Annotated in this window: 18 protein-coding genes and 1 rRNA gene; 12 read left to right on the forward strand and 7 right to left on the reverse strand. The window is 55.5% G+C overall.

Features of this window, described 5'->3' with window-relative positions; genetic code table 11:
- Positions 1 to 10: 10 nt before the first annotated feature.
- Positions 11 to 385, reverse strand: a complete 375-nt coding sequence (apaG, locus tag OSH04_RS08665) for a Co2+/Mg2+ efflux protein ApaG (RefSeq protein WP_021447080.1) — start codon at positions 383 to 385, stop codon at positions 11 to 13.
- A 117-nt stretch (positions 386 to 502) separates the two neighbouring features.
- Here apaG and rpe point away from each other — a divergent pair, with 117 nt between their 5' ends.
- On the forward strand, positions 503 to 1,198 hold the full coding sequence (rpe, locus tag OSH04_RS08670; RefSeq protein ID WP_266108273.1) for a ribulose-phosphate 3-epimerase: 696 nt from the start codon (positions 503 to 505) through the stop codon (positions 1,196 to 1,198).
- A 25-nt stretch (positions 1,199 to 1,223) separates the two neighbouring features.
- Here the strand turns inward: rpe and OSH04_RS08675 are convergent, their stop codons facing one another.
- On the reverse strand, positions 1,224 to 3,026 hold the full coding sequence (locus OSH04_RS08675) for a GGDEF domain-containing protein (protein ID WP_115634847.1): 1,803 nt from the start codon (positions 3,024 to 3,026) through the stop codon (positions 1,224 to 1,226).
- 211 nt (positions 3,027 to 3,237) lie between these two features.
- Here OSH04_RS08675 and OSH04_RS08680 point away from each other — a divergent pair, with 211 nt between their 5' ends.
- From OSH04_RS08680 to OSH04_RS08720, 9 genes are all read left to right on the forward strand, one after another.
- Positions 3,238 to 3,918, forward strand: a complete 681-nt coding sequence (locus tag OSH04_RS08680; protein ID WP_021447082.1) for a phosphoglycolate phosphatase — start codon at positions 3,238 to 3,240, stop codon at positions 3,916 to 3,918.
- A gap of 215 nt (positions 3,919 to 4,133) precedes the next feature.
- A complete protein-coding gene (gene trpE / locus OSH04_RS08685) occupies positions 4,134 to 5,654 on the forward strand; it encodes an anthranilate synthase component I (protein ID WP_266108274.1) in 1,521 nt (506 codons plus the stop codon).
- Between the two features lie 37 nt (positions 5,655 to 5,691).
- A complete protein-coding gene (locus OSH04_RS08690; protein WP_021447083.1) occupies positions 5,692 to 6,255 on the forward strand; it encodes an anthranilate synthase component II in 564 nt (187 codons plus the stop codon).
- A gap of 3 nt (positions 6,256 to 6,258) precedes the next feature.
- A complete protein-coding gene (trpD, locus tag OSH04_RS08695; protein ID WP_035268496.1) occupies positions 6,259 to 7,293 on the forward strand; it encodes an anthranilate phosphoribosyltransferase in 1,035 nt (344 codons plus the stop codon).
- The gene (trpC, locus tag OSH04_RS08700; protein ID WP_009458523.1) at positions 7,290 to 8,090 is read left to right on the forward strand and encodes an indole-3-glycerol phosphate synthase TrpC; all 801 of its coding nucleotides are present in this window, start codon (positions 7,290 to 7,292) and stop codon (positions 8,088 to 8,090) included. Before trpD ends, trpC begins: the two co-directional genes overlap by 4 nt.
- On the forward strand, positions 8,087 to 8,545 hold the full coding sequence (locus OSH04_RS08705; RefSeq protein WP_266108275.1) for an HIT family protein: 459 nt from the start codon (positions 8,087 to 8,089) through the stop codon (positions 8,543 to 8,545). The genes trpC and OSH04_RS08705 overlap by 4 nt, the downstream gene beginning before the upstream one ends.
- A gap of 477 nt (positions 8,546 to 9,022) precedes the next feature.
- On the forward strand, positions 9,023 to 10,873 hold the full coding sequence (locus OSH04_RS08710; protein WP_251196405.1) for a ribonucleoside triphosphate reductase: 1,851 nt from the start codon (positions 9,023 to 9,025) through the stop codon (positions 10,871 to 10,873).
- 175 nt (positions 10,874 to 11,048) lie between these two features.
- Complete coding sequence (nrdD, locus tag OSH04_RS08715) at positions 11,049 to 11,231, forward strand: anaerobic ribonucleoside-triphosphate reductase (protein ID WP_009458520.1); 183 nt, start codon at positions 11,049 to 11,051, stop codon at positions 11,229 to 11,231.
- Positions 11,232 to 11,249: 18 nt separating this feature from the next.
- Positions 11,250 to 11,999 (forward strand): anaerobic ribonucleoside-triphosphate reductase activating protein, encoded by a 750-nt coding sequence (locus tag OSH04_RS08720; RefSeq protein ID WP_266108276.1) that lies wholly within the window; start codon positions 11,250 to 11,252, stop codon positions 11,997 to 11,999.
- A gap of 5 nt (positions 12,000 to 12,004) precedes the next feature.
- On the opposite strand, the gene ubiT is transcribed toward OSH04_RS08720, so the two are convergent.
- From ubiT to ubiU, 3 genes are read right to left on the reverse strand one after another with little or no spacing between them, the layout of a single operon-like run.
- Entirely contained in the window at positions 12,005 to 12,502 is a 498-nt protein-coding gene (ubiT, locus tag OSH04_RS08725; RefSeq protein ID WP_254002568.1) for a ubiquinone anaerobic biosynthesis accessory factor UbiT, read from the reverse strand.
- A 15-nt stretch (positions 12,503 to 12,517) separates the two neighbouring features.
- Complete coding sequence (gene ubiV, locus OSH04_RS08730) at positions 12,518 to 13,420, reverse strand: ubiquinone anaerobic biosynthesis protein UbiV (RefSeq protein ID WP_266108277.1); 903 nt, start codon at positions 13,418 to 13,420, stop codon at positions 12,518 to 12,520.
- An 18-nt stretch (positions 13,421 to 13,438) separates the two neighbouring features.
- A complete protein-coding gene (gene ubiU, locus OSH04_RS08735) occupies positions 13,439 to 14,434 on the reverse strand; it encodes a ubiquinone anaerobic biosynthesis protein UbiU (RefSeq protein ID WP_266108284.1) in 996 nt (331 codons plus the stop codon).
- Positions 14,435 to 14,682: 248 nt separating this feature from the next.
- On the opposite strand from ubiU, the gene OSH04_RS08740 reads away from it, so the two are divergent.
- Together OSH04_RS08740 and OSH04_RS08745 are read left to right on the forward strand one after the other, a co-directional pair.
- Positions 14,683 to 14,904 carry a DUF2249 domain-containing protein gene (locus OSH04_RS08740; protein ID WP_035268878.1) on the forward strand — a complete coding sequence of 74 codons (222 nt, stop codon included), beginning with the start codon at positions 14,683 to 14,685 and terminating at the stop codon, positions 14,902 to 14,904.
- 4 nt (positions 14,905 to 14,908) lie between these two features.
- Positions 14,909 to 16,273 carry a hypothetical protein gene (locus tag OSH04_RS08745; RefSeq protein WP_266108278.1) on the forward strand — a complete coding sequence of 455 codons (1,365 nt, stop codon included), beginning with the start codon at positions 14,909 to 14,911 and terminating at the stop codon, positions 16,271 to 16,273.
- Here OSH04_RS08745 and OSH04_RS08750 read toward each other — a convergent pair.
- Together OSH04_RS08750 and rrf are read right to left on the reverse strand one after the other, a co-directional pair.
- A complete protein-coding gene (locus tag OSH04_RS08750) occupies positions 16,215 to 16,985 on the reverse strand; it encodes a Crp/Fnr family transcriptional regulator (protein ID WP_052159203.1) in 771 nt (256 codons plus the stop codon). The two genes, OSH04_RS08745 and OSH04_RS08750, sit on opposite strands and share 59 nt — an antisense overlap.
- Before the next feature lie 774 nt (positions 16,986 to 17,759).
- Positions 17,760 to 17,872: ribosomal RNA gene (rrf, locus tag OSH04_RS08755) — 5S ribosomal RNA — on the reverse strand.
- Positions 17,873 to 18,008 lie beyond the last annotated feature (136 nt).

Here is an 18,008-nt window from a genome sequence, read left to right on the forward strand (position 1 = left end):
GGTTTGGCCCTTAGTGCAAGGTACGGGGAGAGGAAAGGATGAACTCCTGAATGGCGACCTCAAAGGGCACACCATTTTCACCAACACATTGATAGCTGCCGCGCATGGTGCCAAACGGCGTGTTCAGGGGGCAACCACTGGTGTATTCAAAGGTCTCACCTGGAGCCAGCACCGGCTGTTGTCCTACAACGCCCAGGCCACGCACTTCCTGAACCTGCTGATTGTCGTCCGTAATGATCCAGTGACGACTGATAATCTGGGCCGTCTGCTGTCCATTGTTGGTAATCCGTACGGTATAGGCAAAAACATATTGATTGCTATCGGGCTCGGATTGCTCAGGCAGGTACTGGGGCGTGATCTGCACCTCAATATCGTCAGGCTTCATGATGGATTCCAGGTTACGGCTGTACAAATACGGGGCGCTGCACAGCCCCCCGCTTGAAACTATAATGATGACATATGGCCACGATTTTCGTGATGTCTAATCTTTACGGCACCTATTATGTCCCAAGCCAGCTCCACACGTATCGCTCCCAGTATTTTATCGGCCGACTTCGCCCGCCTGGGTGAAGAAGTCCGCAATGTTATCGCCGCCGGTGCCGACTGGGTTCACTGCGACATCATGGACAACCACTTTGTACCGAACCTGACTTTCGGCCCCATGGTCTGTGCTGCGCTGCGCCCCCACACCACTGCCCCCATCGACGTACACCTGATGGTGGAGCCCGTGGACGCGCTGATACCCGAATTTGCCAAAGCCGGTGCCGATTACATCAGTTTTCACCCCGAAGCCTCGCGCCACGTGGATCGCACCCTGTCGCTGATCCGTGACCACGGCTGTAAGGCCGGCCTGGTATTCAACCCGGCCACCCCGCTGAACTGGATGGATCACCTGATGGACAAGCTGGATCTGGTCCTGCTGATGTCCGTTAACCCCGGCTTTGGTGGCCAGGCCTTTATCCCCAGCGCCATGGACAAGCTGCGCCAAGCCCGCGCCCGCATTGAGGCGTGGACTGCAGAAGGTGGTCAGCCCATCCTGCTGCAAATCGACGGTGGCGTGAAGGTGGACAATATCGGCGCCATCCGTGCAGCCGGTGCTGACACCTTTGTGGCCGGTTCGGCTATTTTTGGTCAGCCCGACTACGCTCAGGTCATCCGCGACATGCGCGCGCAAATCGCTCTGGCAGAGCAGGCCTAAATCCTGCGTCCGGCCGCTGTTCCCGCTACTGCAGCATCGTATTGCGGCTATAACTGCCCTGCCGAACCGCACTGTCGGGGCGGCGGCGCTCCACAAACAAGGCGTTGCCCTGCACCCGCTTGGCCTGTGCCTTGGCAGAACTGGCCAGCTCCGCAATTAAAGAGCCCGAATACAATTCGGGCTCATCGACTGTGACCACACCTAAAGACAGGCTCACCAACGGGTGAAACACCAGCACGCCTTGACGGTTTTCAGCCAAATAGCCGCCTGCTTGCCGATGTTCCAGTCTATACAAGGACTCCAGCTCTTTTTCCAGCTCGTCCAGAATGCTTTGGCAGCGCTCGGCCCAGTCCGGGCTGGTAAACACCAAAATAAAATCGTCACCCCCCACATGGCCCACAAAGTCCATGCGAGCTACCGCGTAACGGGTGAAGAGCTCGGCCATGGAGCGTAACAGCTCATCGCCTTTGCGATAGCCGTACAAATCGTTGTAGGGTTTGAAGTGGTCCAGATCCGCATAGCACACAGCGAAGTTCTGCCGATTACGCAGCAAACCATCGATATGCTCATCAATCGGCACATTACCCGGCAATTGCGTCAGTGGATTGGCATAACGCGCCGTCATGATCTGAATCTGCGTAATTTCACGCATCAGCTCCACACTGGAGCCCAGGCCCAGATACTCACCCGCCCCGGTAATGATGAAACCATCACTCAAGGCATCCCCCGCTCCCTGCGTCATCAAGGTGCCCAGCTCCAGCAAGCTGGTATCGCAGTCAACAATCAGCGGTGGGGTTTCAATAAACAGGGAGCATGGCTTGTTGCCGTACAGTTCGCGGTGATAAGGCCGGGCAAGCTGATCATAAAGCTGGCTACGACGCAAAATACCCGTCGGTCGATCCCCTCGCACCAGAGCCACGGCACTAAGATCTGGATGGCTTTGAAACAGCTCATACACACGATTCGTGGGTGTATTATCAGGCACCGCAGGCGCGGCACGCAGTAAACGCCGCACGCTCATGGAATCACGGCCTTGCACTTGACGCTGAGTGCGCACAGTGGAGGGTCCAAACAGCGCGGCTTGAGCGGGCTCCAGCTGAGGCGGGGGGTTAGGTTGAGGGCGACACAGCAAATAGCCCTGCCCACAGGCCACGCCCAAGTACCGCAAGGTGCGTAGTTCCGCGCCGGTTTCAATCCCTTCAGCAATCACAACGGATTGCGCATGGCTGGCAATATCGCAAATGGAGCGTACCAATTGCTGCTTGAGCACATCGGTATCAATATCGCGCACAAAGTATTTGTCGATCTTGACGTACTCGGGTCGCAATTCGGACCACAAACGCAGCGAGGCATAGCCTTCACCCAGATCATCAATGGCAAACTGCAGGCCTTCTTTTCGATAAAGCTCAATAGCCTGATTCAGATAGTCGTAGCTGTCAGTACGCTCGGATTCGGTCAATTCGACCACCACCCGGCTCCAGTCAATGCCATCCAGCTGTGGCATACCGGTACGCGGTTCGATGCGGGCCGAAGGCAACATGCGCATCACCACATCCGGGCTGGAGTTCAAAAACAGTTTGCCCGCCAAACCCTGCTGCTTGAAACTGCTGACCAAGGTATGGCAACACAGCTCTTCCAGATCCCATAAGCGGCCACATTGCCGGGCGGCGTCAAACAAGGCCAAGGGCGAATAAAAACTGCTGTCCTTTGGCCCTCGAATCAAACCCTCGTAACCCAGAATCAAGCCGGACTGCAAATCCACAATGGGCTGAAAAACCGGCGTAACTTGTTTTTCTACGAGAATCTGATGAAATGTATCGAGCATCATACTTCCGCTCCTAGGGCCTTTCTGAACGGACTATCGAAAGCCAATCTTGTACCAAAATACGGTTTGCTCACTAAATTGATAAGCCCGCGTGCAGTAAGGAGCTTTAACATGATGAATCAAACGAAATGAAAACCCGACGTTCCGAAAACTTTTTTCTGCTCGACCTTAACAGGAATTTGACAATATTTTGTCACAAGTCCGCTACAAAAAGATGAATATTTTCTCTGTGCTGTTTGATTTGGATGGAACCCTGCTCGATACCATTCCCGATCTGGCCTCGGCATGTAATGCCATGCGTATCGACCTGGGTTTACCCCCGCTCCCAGAGGAGCGCATCGCCACTTTCGTGGGTAAAGGCTCGGAAAACCTGGTGCGACGCGCTCTGACCGATCTACCTGAACCTCCTGCCGACTACACCCCGGCATTGGAATCATTTTATTACCATTACCAATTATGTAATGGCCAACACAGCCGCCTGTATCCGGGTGTACTAGAAGGATTGGATGACTTTAAAAGCCAGGGATTGCGTCTGGCTGTGGTCACCAACAAGCCCGAACAATTTGCCCGCCCCTTGCTGGAACAAACAGGTTTGGGCCCGTACTTCGAACTGGTGGTGGGCGGTGATACCTGCCCGCGCAAAAAGCCCGATCCCATGCCTTTTGTCTACGCCTGCGAGCAAATGAAACTGGCTCCTGAACAGGCTTTGGTCATTGGGGATTCCATGAATGACGCCCAGGCAGCACGTGCGGCGAATATCCCCGTATTGTTGGTTCCTTACGGCTATAACGAAGGCAAGGATGTGCAAAGCCTGGATTCCGATGGTATAGTTGCCTCTATTGCCGACGCGGCCACCTGGCTGCGCAATAAACGCAACACCATATTTACGTCATAAAATTCATGTCTACTCGCACTCACGCATCCACAATCTACGGCGCTTATTGGCGCTGGTGGCGTTCGTGTATCGGGTAGATATAACCTTGAAGTCTGGCGTCCCTGCAAAGTAGTACACAGCGGACCGCCTCCAGGAAAATAAGCCCGGTAATCACAACGACCGGGCTTTTTTTGTTTCTGTCCGGCTCGTCGTACCCACTGACCCTCGAGATCCCAATGACAGAAATAGAATTCAATGCCCTAGCAGCAGAAGGCTTTAACCGCATTCCCCTGATTGCGGAAACCTATGCCGACCTGGATACGCCCCTGTCGATTTATCTGAAACTGGCGCACAACGGCCCCGAAGGCGGACGTTACAGCTGCCTGATGGAATCGGTTGTGGGCGGCGAGCAGTTCGGTCGCTACTCCTTTATTGGCCTGCCTGCCCGTACCGTGATCCGCAGCTACGGCCGTCATACCCAAGTGCTGCACGATGGCAAGATTGTCGAAACAGCCGAAGGCGATCCGCTGGAATTCATCGAGCAATTCCAGGCCCGTTTCAAAGTAGCCCTGCGTCCTGGCATGCCCCGCTTTGCGGGTGGTCTGGCCGGTTACTTCGGCTACGACACGGTGCGTCACATCGAACCGTCCCTGGGCATGAACCGCAAACCCTTCCCTTCCGACCAGGAAGAAGGCGTGCCGGACATCATGCTGCTACAAGTGGACGAACTGGTGATTGTGGATAATCTGGCTGGCCGCACTTACCTGCTGGTCTACGCCGATCCCGCCCAGCCCGAAGTCTACGTACTGGCCAAGCGTCGTCTGAAGGATCTGCGCGAAAAGCTGCGTTCACCCGTCGTGATCCCTTACGCCTACGCCAGCATGCAAACCGAATGCGAGCGCGACTTCGACAAAGAGGATTACCTGAAGGCCGTGGCCCGCGCCAAGGAATACATTGCAGCCGGTGACCTGATGCAAGTGCAGATCGGCCAGGTCATCACCAAACCGTTCCGCGACTCGCCCCTGTCCCTGTACCGCGCCCTGCGTTCGCTGAACCCATCGCCTTACATGTACTTCTGGAACTTCGACGACTTCCAGGTCGTGGGTGCCTCGCCAGAAATTCTGGTGCGTCAGGAAGAACACCGTCAGGATGGCCGCAACATGGAGCGCGTCACTATTCGCCCACTGGCCGGCACTCGCAAACGCGGTGCCACACCTGAAGCCGATGCCGCACTGGCCGCCGAGCTGAAGTCCGACCCTAAAGAACGCGCCGAACACCTGATGCTGATCGACCTGGCCCGCAACGATATTGGCCGTATCGCCAAAACCGGCTCGGTACAAGTCACGGACACCATGGCGATCGAACGTTACTCGCATGTTCAGCACCTGGTCTCCAACGTCTGCGGTGAACTGCAAGACGGCATGAGCCAGATGGACGTGCTGCGCGCCTCCTTCCCCGCGGGCACCCTGACCGGCGCCCCCAAGGTACGCGCCATGGAAGTCATTGATGAACTGGAGCCCGTGCGCCGTGGCGTTTACGGCGGTGCCGCTGGCTACCTGAGCTACTCGGGCGAAATGGATCTGGCTATTGCCATACGCACCGGCGTCATCAAGGACGGCATGCTCTATGTGCAGGCCGCCGCCGGTGTCGTGGCCGACTCCGATCCCGAAAAAGAATGGCAAGAGACCGAAGCCAAGGCACGCGCCGTAATCCGCGCTGCCGAACAAGTGCAATTCGGTCTGGACGAGCCTATTTAATCGCCCCACTGCCATCCTTTTTTGCCGGAGTATTCCCATGCTGTTCATGCTCGATAACTATGACTCGTTTACCTACAACCTGGTCCAGTACTTTGGAGAACTGGGTCAGGAAGTAGTGGTACGACGCAACGATCAAGTCACACTTGAAGAAATTGAAGCCTTGAATCCCAGCCATCTGTGCGTCTCGCCCGGCCCCAAGTCCCCTGCGGATGCGGGCCTGTCGGTTGCACTGATCCAGCACTTTGCCGGCAAGCTACCGATTCTGGGCGTCTGCCTGGGTCATCAGGCGATCGGGCATGCTTTTGGTGCGCGCATTATCCGTGCGCAGCAAATCATGCATGGGAAAGTCTCCCCTATTACTCACCAGGGCACGGACGTATTCAGCAACTTGCCCTCGCCCTTTAACGTCACCCGTTATCACTCCCTGGCCATCGAGCGCGACAGCCTGCCCGACTGTCTGGAGGTAACCGCGCAAACCGAAGACGGCGAGATCATGGGTGTCCGTCACCGCGAATTGCCTATTTATGGCGTGCAGTTTCACCCCGAGTCGGTGCTAAGCGAGCATGGCCACGCCTTACTGAAGAACTTTCTGGACCTTTAAATCATGAACACCATCACTCCTACCGAAGCACTGGTGCGCTGTATCGAACACCGGGAAATCTTCCACGACGAAATGCTGCATCTGATGCGCATGCTCATGCGCGGCGAAATGTCGCCTCAGATCGCGGCTGCCTTGCTGATGGGCTTGCGCGTGAAAAAAGAAAGCGTGGGTGAAATTTCTGCCGCCGCCCAGGTGATGCGCGAATTTGCCACCCCCGTCATTACGCCTAATCCGGACGAACTGCTGGATATGTGCGGTACAGGTGGCGACGGCTCCAATACCTTCAATATCTCCACCGCCTCCATGTTTGTGGCCGCCTCCGTAGGAGTGAAAGTAGCCAAGCACGGCAACCGCAGTGCCTCTTCCTCGTCCGGTAGTGCGGACGTGCTGGAAGCCCTGGGCGTGAACCTGACCTTCTCGCCCGAGCAAGTGGCGCAAAGCATTGCCGAAACCAATATTGGTTTCATGTTCGCCCCCGCTCACCACGGCGCCATGAAAAATGTGGCTGCTGTCCGCAAAGAGCTGGGCGTTCGCACTATTTTCAATATTCTGGGCCCACTGACCAACCCGGCCGGAGCAACCAACCAATTGATGGGCGTCTTCCACCCGGACCTGGTGGGGATTCAGGTGCGCGTAATGCAACGCCTGGGGGCCAAACACGTGCTGATCGTGCACGGCAAGGACGGTATGGATGAAGCCTCTCTGGGTGCGGCCACCCTGGTGGGCGAACTGAAAGACGGTCAGGTGCGGGAATACGAAATTCACCCCGAAGACTTTGGCATGGCCATGACCTCCAACCGCAGCATTCGCGTCTCCAGCAAGGAAGAATCTGCCGTGATGATTATGGAAGCCCTCAATAACCAAGAGGGTACGGCTCGTGATATCGTGGGCCTCAATGCTGGTTTGGCCATCTATGCTGCCAACCACGCCGACTCCATTGAACAAGGCCTGCGCATGGCTTTTGAGGCCATTGCCAACGGTGCCGCACGCGAAAAACTCGAACAATTCCGCGCTTATACAAGGAAGTTAAATCCATGAACGACATTCTGGCCAAGATCCTCGACACCAAAAGAGCTGAAGTCGTCACCGCCCGCCAACTGCGCAGCGAGTCCGATCTGCTGCGCGAAGCGAAGAACCGGAACGACCTGCGCGGCTTTGCCAGCGCCATTGAAGACAAGATTGCTCAAGGCAAGCCTGCCATTATTGCGGAAGTCAAAAAGGCCTCCCCGTCCAAGGGTGTGATCCGTGCCGACTTCAACCCGACTGAGATTGCCTCCAGCTACGCCGCCCACGGGGCGGCCTGCCTGTCGGTCCTGACCGATATCCAGTATTTCCAGGGTTCCTACGACCACCTGCGCCAGGCCCGTGCAGTATGCGCACTGCCCGTACTGCGCAAAGACTTCATTATTGACCCCTATCAGATCATCCATGCCCGAGCCATGGGTGCCGACTGCATCTTGCTGATCGTCGCCGCGCTGGAGAAGGATCAGCTGATGGAGTACGAAGAAATGGCCCACGAACTGGGCATGGACGTACTGGTTGAAGTACATGACCGCGCCGAGCTGGATATTGCCTTGCAAATGAAGACCAGCCTGCTGGGCATCAATAACCGCAATCTGCGCACCTTTGAAACCAGCACCCAGAACACGCTGGACCTGCTGCCCTTTATCCCCAGCGAAAAACGCGTTGTCACCGAAAGCGGTATTCACACCATTGAAGATGTGGCCCTGATGCGCGAGAACCAGGTGCAAGCCTTCCTGGTCGGTGAGGCCTTCATGCGTGAACCTGATCCAGGCGTTGCCTTGCAGAACCTGTTCTTCGGTCAGCCTGCATGAGCACCCACGCTTGCCCCCTGTGTGCCTTGAAACCCGATCAATTGCTATGGTCGGGTGCAGGGCTGCAGGTAATGGCCGTCACGGACAGCCCGTTTCCCGGCTATACACGAGTAATCTGGCAAGATCATGTGGCTGAAATGACAGACCTGTCTGAAGAACAACGGCAGCACATCATGGCAGCCGTATATGTGGTTGAGCAGACTCAGCGTGAACAACTGGGAGTCGCCAAGATCAATCTGGCTCAATTCGGAAATCAAGTGCCTCATCTGCATTGGCACATCATCCCTCGCTGGAAGGACGACCCGTTCTTTCCGGATTCAGCCTGGTCGCCCGCCCCCACACGCACAGAAGAACAAAAGCAAAGCTGGGCTTCCCACGAAGAACGCCTGCTTGAGCAAGTCAGCCAGTATCAGCAGGCACTTTGTATTGCGCTAAAAGCACGATTCAAGCACTAAACCCCCTATTCAAGTCCTGCTATTCAAGAAATACCCGCTGGCCTGTAAAAAGTCAGCGGGTATTTTTTGCCGCCCCAAAAAAGATACGGCGCACAATAACGGGCAAGTACACCGCGTATCCGTGAAGCCCGCTACAGCGTTATTCCACCGGCTACTCTTGCGCTACTTGCACGCACAGCTTGCTTGTTTGCTTGCTTGCTTGCTTGCTTGCTTGCTTGCTTGCTTGCATAGCATGGCCATAGCCAACACTTTACACCTGGCAGCACGACCATCTCGCCTTCGCAAATCTCCATCTAAGAGCGATAAGGGTAAGGAGTGCCCAAAGACTTCTTTCCGACAAAATCCTTGATCCAGTCACTTCGAGCACAAAATTAACCTAGATCAAGCCTGGACAACAATCGCCTAGCTCCTTCAAAAACCACCATATATAGTGTCGTGAATCCTAAAAATCACTACATATAGGTTTTGGTGAAAAATATGGCTACCCAGGAAACAGCAACGCGTCCAGCTGCTCAGCTGGACATCATCCGCTCCATTACCGAATATCTGGACCGCCAGGACTGGCGCGTGCAAGCCAATGCCAACCAGGGCTATTCGCTGGGCGGTCTGATTCTGAACAGCTCGGGCAAGATGATTGCCAACTACTGGCTCAGCCACGTTTACCCCGAAGCGATCGGCCAGGCACACCGTCAGGCCGACCTGCACATCCACGATCTGGACATGCTCTCTGGCTACTGCGCCGGCTGGTCCTTGCGCACTTTCCTGAACGAAGGGCTCAATGGCGTACCCGGAAAAATCGAATCCGGCCCACCCCGTCATCTAAGCAGTGCGGTCGGTCAGGTCGTCAATTTCCTGGGCACCCTGCAGAACGAATGGGCCGGTGCCCAGGCCTTCAGCTCCTTTGATACCTATATGGCACCCTTCATCCGCAAGGACGGCCTGAGCTACAAGCAGGTGCGCCAATGCATGCAGGAACTGATCTACAACCTGAACGTACCCTCGCGCTGGGGGACACAGACGCCCTTTACCAATCTGACCTTTGACTGGGTGTGCCCCGACGACCTGCGCGAGCAAGTTCCGCAAATCGGTGGCGAAGAAATGCCGTTTTGCTACGGGGATCTGCAGACCGAAATGGACATGATCAACCAGGCCTATATCGAAGTCATGAGCGAGGGCGATGCCCGTGGCCGTGCCTTCACCTTTCCGATCCCCACCTACAACATCACCCGAGATTTTGACTGGCACAGCCCGAATGCCGAGCGCCTGTTTGCCATGACGGCCAAATATGGCCTGCCCTACTTCCAGAACTTCATTAACTCCGAGCTGGAGCCTAATATGATCCGCTCCATGTGCTGCCGCCTGCAGCTGGATCTGCGCGAGCTGCTCAAACGCGGTAATGGCTTGTTTGGCTCTGCCGAACAAACTGGCTCCCTGGGAGTGGTCACCCTGAACTGCGCCCGCCTGGGTTATCTGTATCAAGGCGATGAAGCCGGTCTGTTTGCCCGTTTGGATGAACTGCTGGAAATGGGTCGTGACAGCCTGGAAATCAAGCGCACGGTGATCCAGCAACATATGGACCAAGGGCTGTTTCCCTACACACGCCGCTATCTGGGCACCTTGCGCAATCACTTCTCCACGCTGGGAGTTAACGGCATTAACGAGATGATCCGCAACTTTACCCAGGACAAGCAAAATCTTTGCACGCCGTGGGGGCACCGCTTTGCCCTGCGTTTGCTGGATCATATTCGGGAGCGTATGGTGGAGTTTCAGGAAAGTACCGGCCACCTGTACAACTTGGAAGCCACCCCTGCCGAGGGCACCACTTACCGCTTTGCCAAAGAAGATCGCGCCCGCTGGCCCGACATTCTGCAAGCAGGGACCGAGCAAATGCCCTACTACACCAATTCCTCACAGCTGCCGGTGGGCTTTACTGAAGACCCCTTCGAGGCATTGGAGCGACAAGACGAGCTGCAAGGCAAATACACCGGCGGCACCGTGCTGCACCTCTATATGACCGAAGCACTGTCCAGCACTGATGCCTGCCGCAATCTGGTGCAACGAGCCTTGAACCATTTTTCCTTGCCTTACATCACCGTTACGCCCACATTTTCTATCTGCCCCAAGCACGGCTATCTGTCTGGAAAACATGAGTTTTGCCCGCATTGCGACAGCGAATTGCTGGCCAACAAGATAGCTCAAGCTCGGGCCGAGGCTGACGTTCAAAACGAAGTTATTGCGGACACGTCAACGCCGTCGTCGACACCGACACCGACACCGACACCGACACCGACACCGACACCGACACCGACACCGACATCAGTCCATTAAAGCCGATCTCTTCAAGTCAACTTTTTACCAAGACAGGCTAAACCCAATCCACTTGGCTCAACTAAAACCAGGCTTTTAGTTGTCCTCAGCCTTTATCTACAACCAGCCTCTTGGCACACACCCAGGCTAGTCACATCCGCATAGCGTGACGGCCCTTTTTTCCAAGGAGTTATTCATGAATACCGACACCATCACTCTTCAAGATTCCGAACGCCAGCCTTGCGAAATCTGGACACGCGTCATGGGCTATCACCGTCCCATGTCGTCTTTCAATATTGGCAAGCAAGGTGAGTTTCATGAGCGACGCTACTTCACCGAAGCCAGCGCCTGCGCAAGCAATGCCGTCCCCACCCTATAAACAGCCCGGTCAAATTCCATGACTTACGCCACGCGCCATCTTTACCCGGCCACGCCTGCCCACAAAGTGACATTGAAAGTGGGTGGCTGCGCCCCTTTCTCGGCTACGGATTACCCCGGCCAATTAGCCGCTGTCATCTTTGTGCAAGGCTGCCCCTGGCGCTGTGGCTACTGCCACAACCCCCACCTGCAAGAGCGCACACCAGACAGTGCTATTGATTGGAACGCCTTGCTGGACTTTCTGAATCGCCGCGTCGGCCTGCTGGATGCCGTCGTGTTTAGCGGCGGCGAGCCCACACTGGACCCAGCCCTGGGCCCCGCCATCCGCGCGGTGCGCAGGCTGGGTTTCAAAATCGGTTTACACACGGCCGGCACACATCCGGCCAGACTGCTGGAAATCCTGCCTTGGGTGGACTGGATAGGCCTGGATATCAAGGCAGAGTTCAGTCACTACGACGCCATTACTCAACGCAGCAATAGTGCCGCTGCGCCCTTACGCAGTTTGCAGTTGCTGCTGAACGAAGACGTTCTGTTTGAGTGCCGCAGCACTATTCATCCCCAGTTGCACAGTCCCGCCTCGGTACAAGCTTTGGGACAACACCTGCATGAGCTGGGCGTCCAGCGCTATGCCGTGCAGATTTTCCGCACACAAGGCTGTGATGACGATTTCCTGAATGAAACTGGGCAGGCTTTGCAGGCCTACCCAGGAGCGGAAGTTTTGGAAAACCTCCAGAAGCTGTTTCCGCACTTTGAAGTGCGACGCTCTTAATTGTCTCAGGAAGAAGCGGGGGTGCGTATCGGGCGGCGCAGCACATCCTGTAAAGCCGCTTTACCCTGTTTAAGCACTGCACGCGGATGCAGAATATCGGGGTCCAAGGCGTCCAGGGTGTTTTTCACCATCAGTCCCAATTCGGTATCACCCTCAATCGACAGACGTCGATTAAAGAACAAGGTATCCGGATCTTCCTGCCTCTGCAAAAGCTGATAAAAAGCCCAAAGATCCGCTTTCAGGGTCAAATCCGGATGTTGTGCGCGTGCCGACAGAGGGTAAAAAGCCCCTTGGCGCCACGTATAGTCAAACGCTAAGCCGGCATCCGCCACCTGTATGCGTAAAGCTCGCCCTTCCAACCGTTCCGCAATGTCAGCCGGCAAGTGCGGACGCATCAGCACGTTCAAGCCCGTACAAAACAAGCGGGAGCCGGGCCACGGAGGTAATCGGCTTAAAACACCCGCCACAACAGCGGGTAAACGGGGAGTCGTTATTTCATTCATTCTTCCATCCCTCCCTTAAAAACGCTCTGACACCGGCGACACCCATTCCAAACCGGGGCGACCATGCCAGAAACCGTTGCAGGCCTTAGCGGGCAGTAAAGGCAGCATATCCTCGTGGGCATCCCTTGCCTGAATACGCCCCTGAATCACGTCATTAAACAAATGCACGACCGCATCCATATGCTGAGATTGCGGACTCAAACGCAGCATATTCACACCCAAATCGCGCAAATCCTGTACCTGCTCCAGTAAGGTGTACACCCAGGCGGATTGAGTCTGGATACCGTTAATCGTCAGAAAACCCTGCCCTTCACGGGTTTCCAGCAGCAAGCCATCGGGATAGTCCATGCATACGTACTGGCAATTGTCCTTAGGCAGATTGCGGTTACGCGCCGCAAAGCAACGGGCCGAGAAAGCCAGGGGCAAACGCCCGAAGGCAAAGACCTCGGTTTCCAAACCGGCAGGTCTGTCTTGCTGCAACTGCGCCAATCCTGCACGGCCCATTTCCAGAGGCATCACCCAACGCACCGCGCCTTGAGAAGCAATCAAATCCAGCACTGGCCCGTTATAAACATTTAAAAAAGGGCCGGCGACAAAGTCCCGACCCTGCATCAAACGTACTGCTCCCATATCATTGGCTTCGACCAGATAATCAGCCTGTTCGGTGACCTTGCGTAGCGTATTCACGTCCCGCCCGGACTCCAGCAAGATCTGACTAGACAGAACCGGCACCTTGCCAGCCTGGGCCAGCATCTGGGCAATATCCAGCCAATCATCCAGTCGTAGCTCATGACGACGCGAACATACGGTCTCGCCCAGATACACCACATCGATCGGCCAGTCGCAGGCCGACTCATAAAACTGCATCGTGGCAACGCGGGACCAGTAATACTGCAAGGGGCCTAAAGATAATTTCATGATTGAGCCTCCCATGCTCTACTTCCAGGGCCGAGAATAGGCACCCAGCGTATGTTGCTGCCCTTCGGCCAGTTTGTTCAAAGCCCCCATCCAGGCCGGATGGACTGAATAACGGGCTGGCGTGGATTTGGCCGAATCAATGGCTTGCCGCCATACCTGAGTAACTTGAGCCACATAAGCCGGGCTGCGCTGTCGGCCTTCAATCTTGATTGCGCTGACACCCGCCGCCAACAGTTGTGGCAACAAGGACAAGGTGTTCAGGCTGGTGGGCTCTTCCAGTGCGTAATAGTTTTCGCCCGCCACATCAAAACGCCCTTTGCACAAAGTGGGGTAAGCCGCGTTTTCACCATCCTGATAGCGGTCGATCAACACACCATTCAGACGCGACTCCAGACCCTGATCTGTCTGCTCCCAGCGCACATGCCCGGCGGGGGAACAGACTCCATGTGTATTGGGGGACTCACCAGTGGCATAGGAGGACAAGGCACAGCGGCCCTCCACCATCACGCACAAGCTGCCAAAGCCAAAAACCTCAACCTGAACAGGGACCTGCTCACAGACCTGCTCCACTTGGGTCATGGACAGGACACGCGGCAAAACCACGCGCTGAATACCGAAGTTCTGGTGGTAATACTTGATGGCTTCCGGATTGGTGGCTGAACCCTGCACCGACAAGTGCAAGCGCAGATTGGGATGTGCCTGACTGGCATAGGCCATCAATCCTGGGTCTGCCATGATGACCGCATCGACCTGAGCCTGGGCAGCTCGGTCCACCGCGTCGCGCCACTGTTGCCAGGTATTGGGTTGCGGGTAGGTATTGAGAGCCAGCAAAACTTTGCGGCCGCGCTGGTGTGCGTAATCAATCCCTTGTGCAATCGCCTGTGCATCAAAATTAAGCCCGGCAAAGTTCCGGGCATTGGTGGCATCCCGGAACCCCAGATAGACACTATCGGCTCCGTTATCAATGGCTGCTTTCAAAGCAGGCAAGCTGCCCGCTGGGCAAACCAGTTCCATCTGCGGGTTATCGGACGCGGCTAAAGCCGTGGACGCTGTATTCATGACACTCCCCGATCAGCAATCTGGCCAGGGTGGATCCTGGCTCGACAAGACCACCACTATGCCTGCTCTGAAATTAAGGGGCCTTAACGCATATCAAATTCTTCCCACCTCCTGACCCGTGGCAAACAAGTCCCACTTTGCCTGCGCCATAGGCGGGCAGAATGGTCCACAATGCCTTCCAAGCCTTTCGTGCTGGAGTCTTGATGACACAAACTGAGATCACGCTGGATACTCGCGGCCTGCCCGCACCCGAGCCTTTGGAGCATTGCCTGGAAGCACTGGCTGAACTGGCTCCTACCCAGGCCTTGCTCATGTGGCTGGATCGAGAGCCCTTCCCCTTGTATGAAATCCTGCGACGCAGCGGCTTCAAGTATCACGGCACCCACCAAGAAAACGGCTTCAAGCTCATCATCCGCAGGAACTAAGTCTATGCAACGCGCTTTATCGCTGGATCAGTCACCCTCTTTGTCACTGACCTTGCCCTTGTTTGCGAATGTCCCTTTTTTTGGACTGCTGGCTGCCATGCTGGCGCTCTATAGCGGACCGGAATTATTCAACTCCCGCTGGCACCCCGCTACCTTGGCCATAACCCATGCCTGGACCTTGGGGATCGTGGGCAGCGCCATGTTTGCCTCTTTGGCACATATCCTGGCCGTGGCCTGCAATGTGCGTATTCAGGTATCACGCGGTCAGGCGCTAGCTTTTTGGGGCTTGCTCAGCGCTGGCACACTATTTCTGATGACGGGCTTTCTTAGCTGGCAAAGCTGGGCTTACACGCTGGCAGGCGCTTGTCTTGCCTTTGCTTTGGGGGCTTATCTACTGACTGCCATGCTGGCCTTGTGGCGCTCTCGGCGCGACGTCTTTCGCGGCGCCAAAGAAATCGTTGCTCCTATCCGACTGGCTTTGCTGGGACTGTTGCTGACTGTCTCAACGGGGCTTGCCATGCTGGTCGCCCTGGCAAGCGAACAAGCCGTCGCCAATTTGCTGAATCTGCACATGACGATGGGCCTGGCAGCTTGGGCAGGCTTGCTGCTGATTGCCATGTCGTTCCAACTGCTGCCTATTTTTCAAATCACCGAACTCTACCCAGCGCCTCTAGTACGTTGGCTACCTTGGGTCGTAGGAGCCCTGTTGATTGCACAGTGGGCCCTGGCCTCCTTACCTGGCTCCTGGTTACCTGTGCGTGATCTGGTCACCTACCTGATCTTTTTAAGCTACGGCTTATGGGCGGTGATTACGTGGGCGCGCCTCTGGAAACGCAAGCGTCCGACAGCAGGAGCCAGCACTTTATTCTGGTATAGCTCCTTAAGCAGCCTGTTGATTGCTGTTCTGTTGAACTTCTGGACCCACAATCCCGCCGCCTCCAACGCAGAGCTGGCGATTGGTGTCTTGCTCATTATGGGAGCCTTGGGTTCCGTCGTCTGTGGGATGCTCTATACCATCGTGCCCTTTCTACTTTGGCGGGAGGCCCAGGAGCATGTCAGCATGGATACGGACAATACCGAGCACACGCGTGCCCTCTTGCGCCTTATTCCCAAGACTGCCAACTACATCCCCGCGTCCACCGCCCGCGCGCATTGGGCTTTGCATAACCTGGGCCTGATACTCTGGACAGGGGCAAGCTTGGGCGTCGAATCTTTCGCGTGGTTGGCAGCACCTGCCTTGCTGCTGTCCTTTGCGATCCTGTCATGGAATCTATGGGCAGCCTGGCAGCGTTATCGCCATAGCCTGCGCGCTATCCACGCATATCAGGCAGAGCACCATATTGCCGCAAAGCCGCGCTGTCCAGAATAGTAAAATTACGTCGCTGAACCCGAATCAGATCCCGGTCCATCAAATCACGCAAGGTACGTGATAAGTGCTCCGGGGTCAGATTCAGGCGGGAAGCAATGACGGACTTACCAACATCGATCCTGAAAGGGACACCCTCTTCGCCCGGCCACTCCTGCAAAAGGTAATTCACCAGACGTTGCACACCATTTTGCAGCGTATAGGCCTCCAACTCGCCCATCAAGCGATAAAGCCGCTCACTTAAACCAGCCAGCATCAGGCGGGCAACATCACTGCCCTTCTCCAGCTGCTCCATCAAGGTGTCTCTGTTGATATGCAAAAGCAGAGAATCCACCAAAGTCTGGGCCGTCACAATGTAATTACGGCCCATGAACATCAGCGCCTCACCAAACCCCTCTCCTGGCCCCACCAGGCGAACGACGCGCTCTGAGCCCGTGGACGAGACAAATACCAGCTTCACCCGACCATAGACCAACATGTGAAAGCCCAAACAAGGGTCACCACTGTGAAATAAAGTCGTCCCACGCAAAGCATGTATTTCCTGAGTACCTTTAGCGATGGGCTCCAGCTGTTCCGGTGGCAGCTCCTTGAATATAGGCAGATGAGCCAGCTGGGCCTGTATCCGCTTCCAGCGTCCCGGCCCTTCACCCTGCACTAGCCTGGTGTCTGACAATTCTTCATTGCTTGCCTGCGAGGCCATGTCTTGAGCCGCCATATCTTTTCCGTATGCCAAATAGAACCATAGCTAGACTGACATACTCCGTTCCCTCTTGTTCAGATTAGCTCGGTGCCTGATTGATACACGTCAAACAGATAAATCGAGGCTTTAAAGAGGACGTAAAAAGATAGTCAGAACTGCTAGTTCAGCATGACTTAGGAACAGATCCAAGCAAGAAGCGGTCAAATTTGACCATGTTAGAGGTAGGGAATATTGAGAGGGGAAACTGATTGGGGACAGCCTCATTTCCAAATCGACTTGAATTCTGAATGGATGCAATAGGCCTTAGCAGAGCCAGCTACGTCGACGTTAAAGAGAAAACTGAGTAGGAATTTCAGAAGGATCAGGGAGGACGAATACAGGCAGTGACTAAGTACGTCATATAGCCATACAGAACCTCATGCCGAAAGCTATACGCGCCCTATCTTGGTCATCAAAGCTGATTGGTGCAGAAAGCTCAGCAACTAATGCTACAAGCGGGTAGAGTAGAACGACCACCCTGCAGATAGGCAGCGACGCATTGTCCGTCAATCCTATGGTGCAGGGACAGAATGCCATGACCGATCTACTAGGCTTAGGCCAAACGGCGTCGGTAAGAACACGGAATACACGTAGCCCAGAACAGGCCAGGAGGGGTGGCGGTGCGCCTGAACCGGGCGGTCCAGGGTCAGGCCTTCGAGCAATCCGAGACAGGCCGGTAGCCTGCGCTTTTGTCGCCGCCTAAAACAAAACCCCCGCAAGGGATGCTTGCGGGGGTTTTGAGGAATAAGAGCTTGACGATGACCTACTTTCACAGACGTCCGTCCACTATCATCGGCGCAAAGGCGTTTCACAGTCCTGTTCGGGATGGGAAGGTGTGGGACCACCTTGCTATGGTCGTCAAGCGTAACTGGTTGCCGAGTCGTCTTTTTAAGGGACGCCCCAGCCAATTGGAAGAAGCACACCGCTAGCGATCAGTACGGATCAACTAGCAGCGGTTACGAAGGTGTCAAGCGCGGGTTGCGCTGCACTTCAATATTA

Origin of the sequence: Alcaligenes nematophilus, assembly GCF_026344155.1 — a bacterium.
Taxonomy (GTDB): Bacteria; Pseudomonadota; Gammaproteobacteria; order Burkholderiales; family Burkholderiaceae_B; genus Alcaligenes; species Alcaligenes phenolicus.

Bases quoted from the DNA above. Each gene is read 5' to 3' on its own strand.
- OSH04_RS08705 (WP_266108275.1), top strand. From the start codon at position 8,087: ATGAGCACCCACGCTTGCCCCCTGTGTGCCTTGAAACCCGATCAATTG.
- OSH04_RS08740 (WP_035268878.1), top strand. From the start codon at position 14,683: ATGACACAAACTGAGATCACGCTGGATACTCGCGGCCTGCCCGCACCC.
- trpD (WP_035268496.1), top strand. From the start codon at position 6,259: ATGAACACCATCACTCCTACCGAAGCACTGGTGCGCTGTATCGAACAC.
- OSH04_RS08680 (WP_021447082.1), top strand. From the start codon at position 3,238: ATGAATATTTTCTCTGTGCTGTTTGATTTGGATGGAACCCTGCTCGAT.
- ubiV (WP_266108277.1), bottom strand. From the start codon at position 13,420: ATGAAATTATCTTTAGGCCCCTTGCAGTATTACTGGTCCCGCGTTGCC.
- OSH04_RS08750 (WP_052159203.1), bottom strand. From the start codon at position 16,985: ATGGCGGCTCAAGACATGGCCTCGCAGGCAAGCAATGAAGAATTGTCA.
- rpe (WP_266108273.1), top strand. From the start codon at position 503: ATGTCCCAAGCCAGCTCCACACGTATCGCTCCCAGTATTTTATCGGCC.
- apaG (WP_021447080.1), bottom strand. From the start codon at position 385: ATGAAGCCTGACGATATTGAGGTGCAGATCACGCCCCAGTACCTGCCT.
- OSH04_RS08675 (WP_115634847.1), bottom strand. From the start codon at position 3,026: ATGATGCTCGATACATTTCATCAGATTCTCGTAGAAAAACAAGTTACG.
- OSH04_RS08745 (WP_266108278.1), top strand. From the start codon at position 14,909: ATGCAACGCGCTTTATCGCTGGATCAGTCACCCTCTTTGTCACTGACC.
- trpE (WP_266108274.1), top strand. From the start codon at position 4,134: ATGACAGAAATAGAATTCAATGCCCTAGCAGCAGAAGGCTTTAACCGC.
- nrdD (WP_009458520.1), top strand. From the start codon at position 11,049: ATGAATACCGACACCATCACTCTTCAAGATTCCGAACGCCAGCCTTGC.
- OSH04_RS08720 (WP_266108276.1), top strand. From the start codon at position 11,250: ATGACTTACGCCACGCGCCATCTTTACCCGGCCACGCCTGCCCACAAA.
- OSH04_RS08710 (WP_251196405.1), top strand. From the start codon at position 9,023: ATGGCTACCCAGGAAACAGCAACGCGTCCAGCTGCTCAGCTGGACATC.
- ubiT (WP_254002568.1), bottom strand. From the start codon at position 12,502: ATGAATGAAATAACGACTCCCCGTTTACCCGCTGTTGTGGCGGGTGTT.
- trpC (WP_009458523.1), top strand. From the start codon at position 7,290: ATGAACGACATTCTGGCCAAGATCCTCGACACCAAAAGAGCTGAAGTC.
- OSH04_RS08690 (WP_021447083.1), top strand. From the start codon at position 5,692: ATGCTGTTCATGCTCGATAACTATGACTCGTTTACCTACAACCTGGTC.
- ubiU (WP_266108284.1), bottom strand. From the start codon at position 14,434: ATGGAACTGGTTTGCCCAGCGGGCAGCTTGCCTGCTTTGAAAGCAGCC.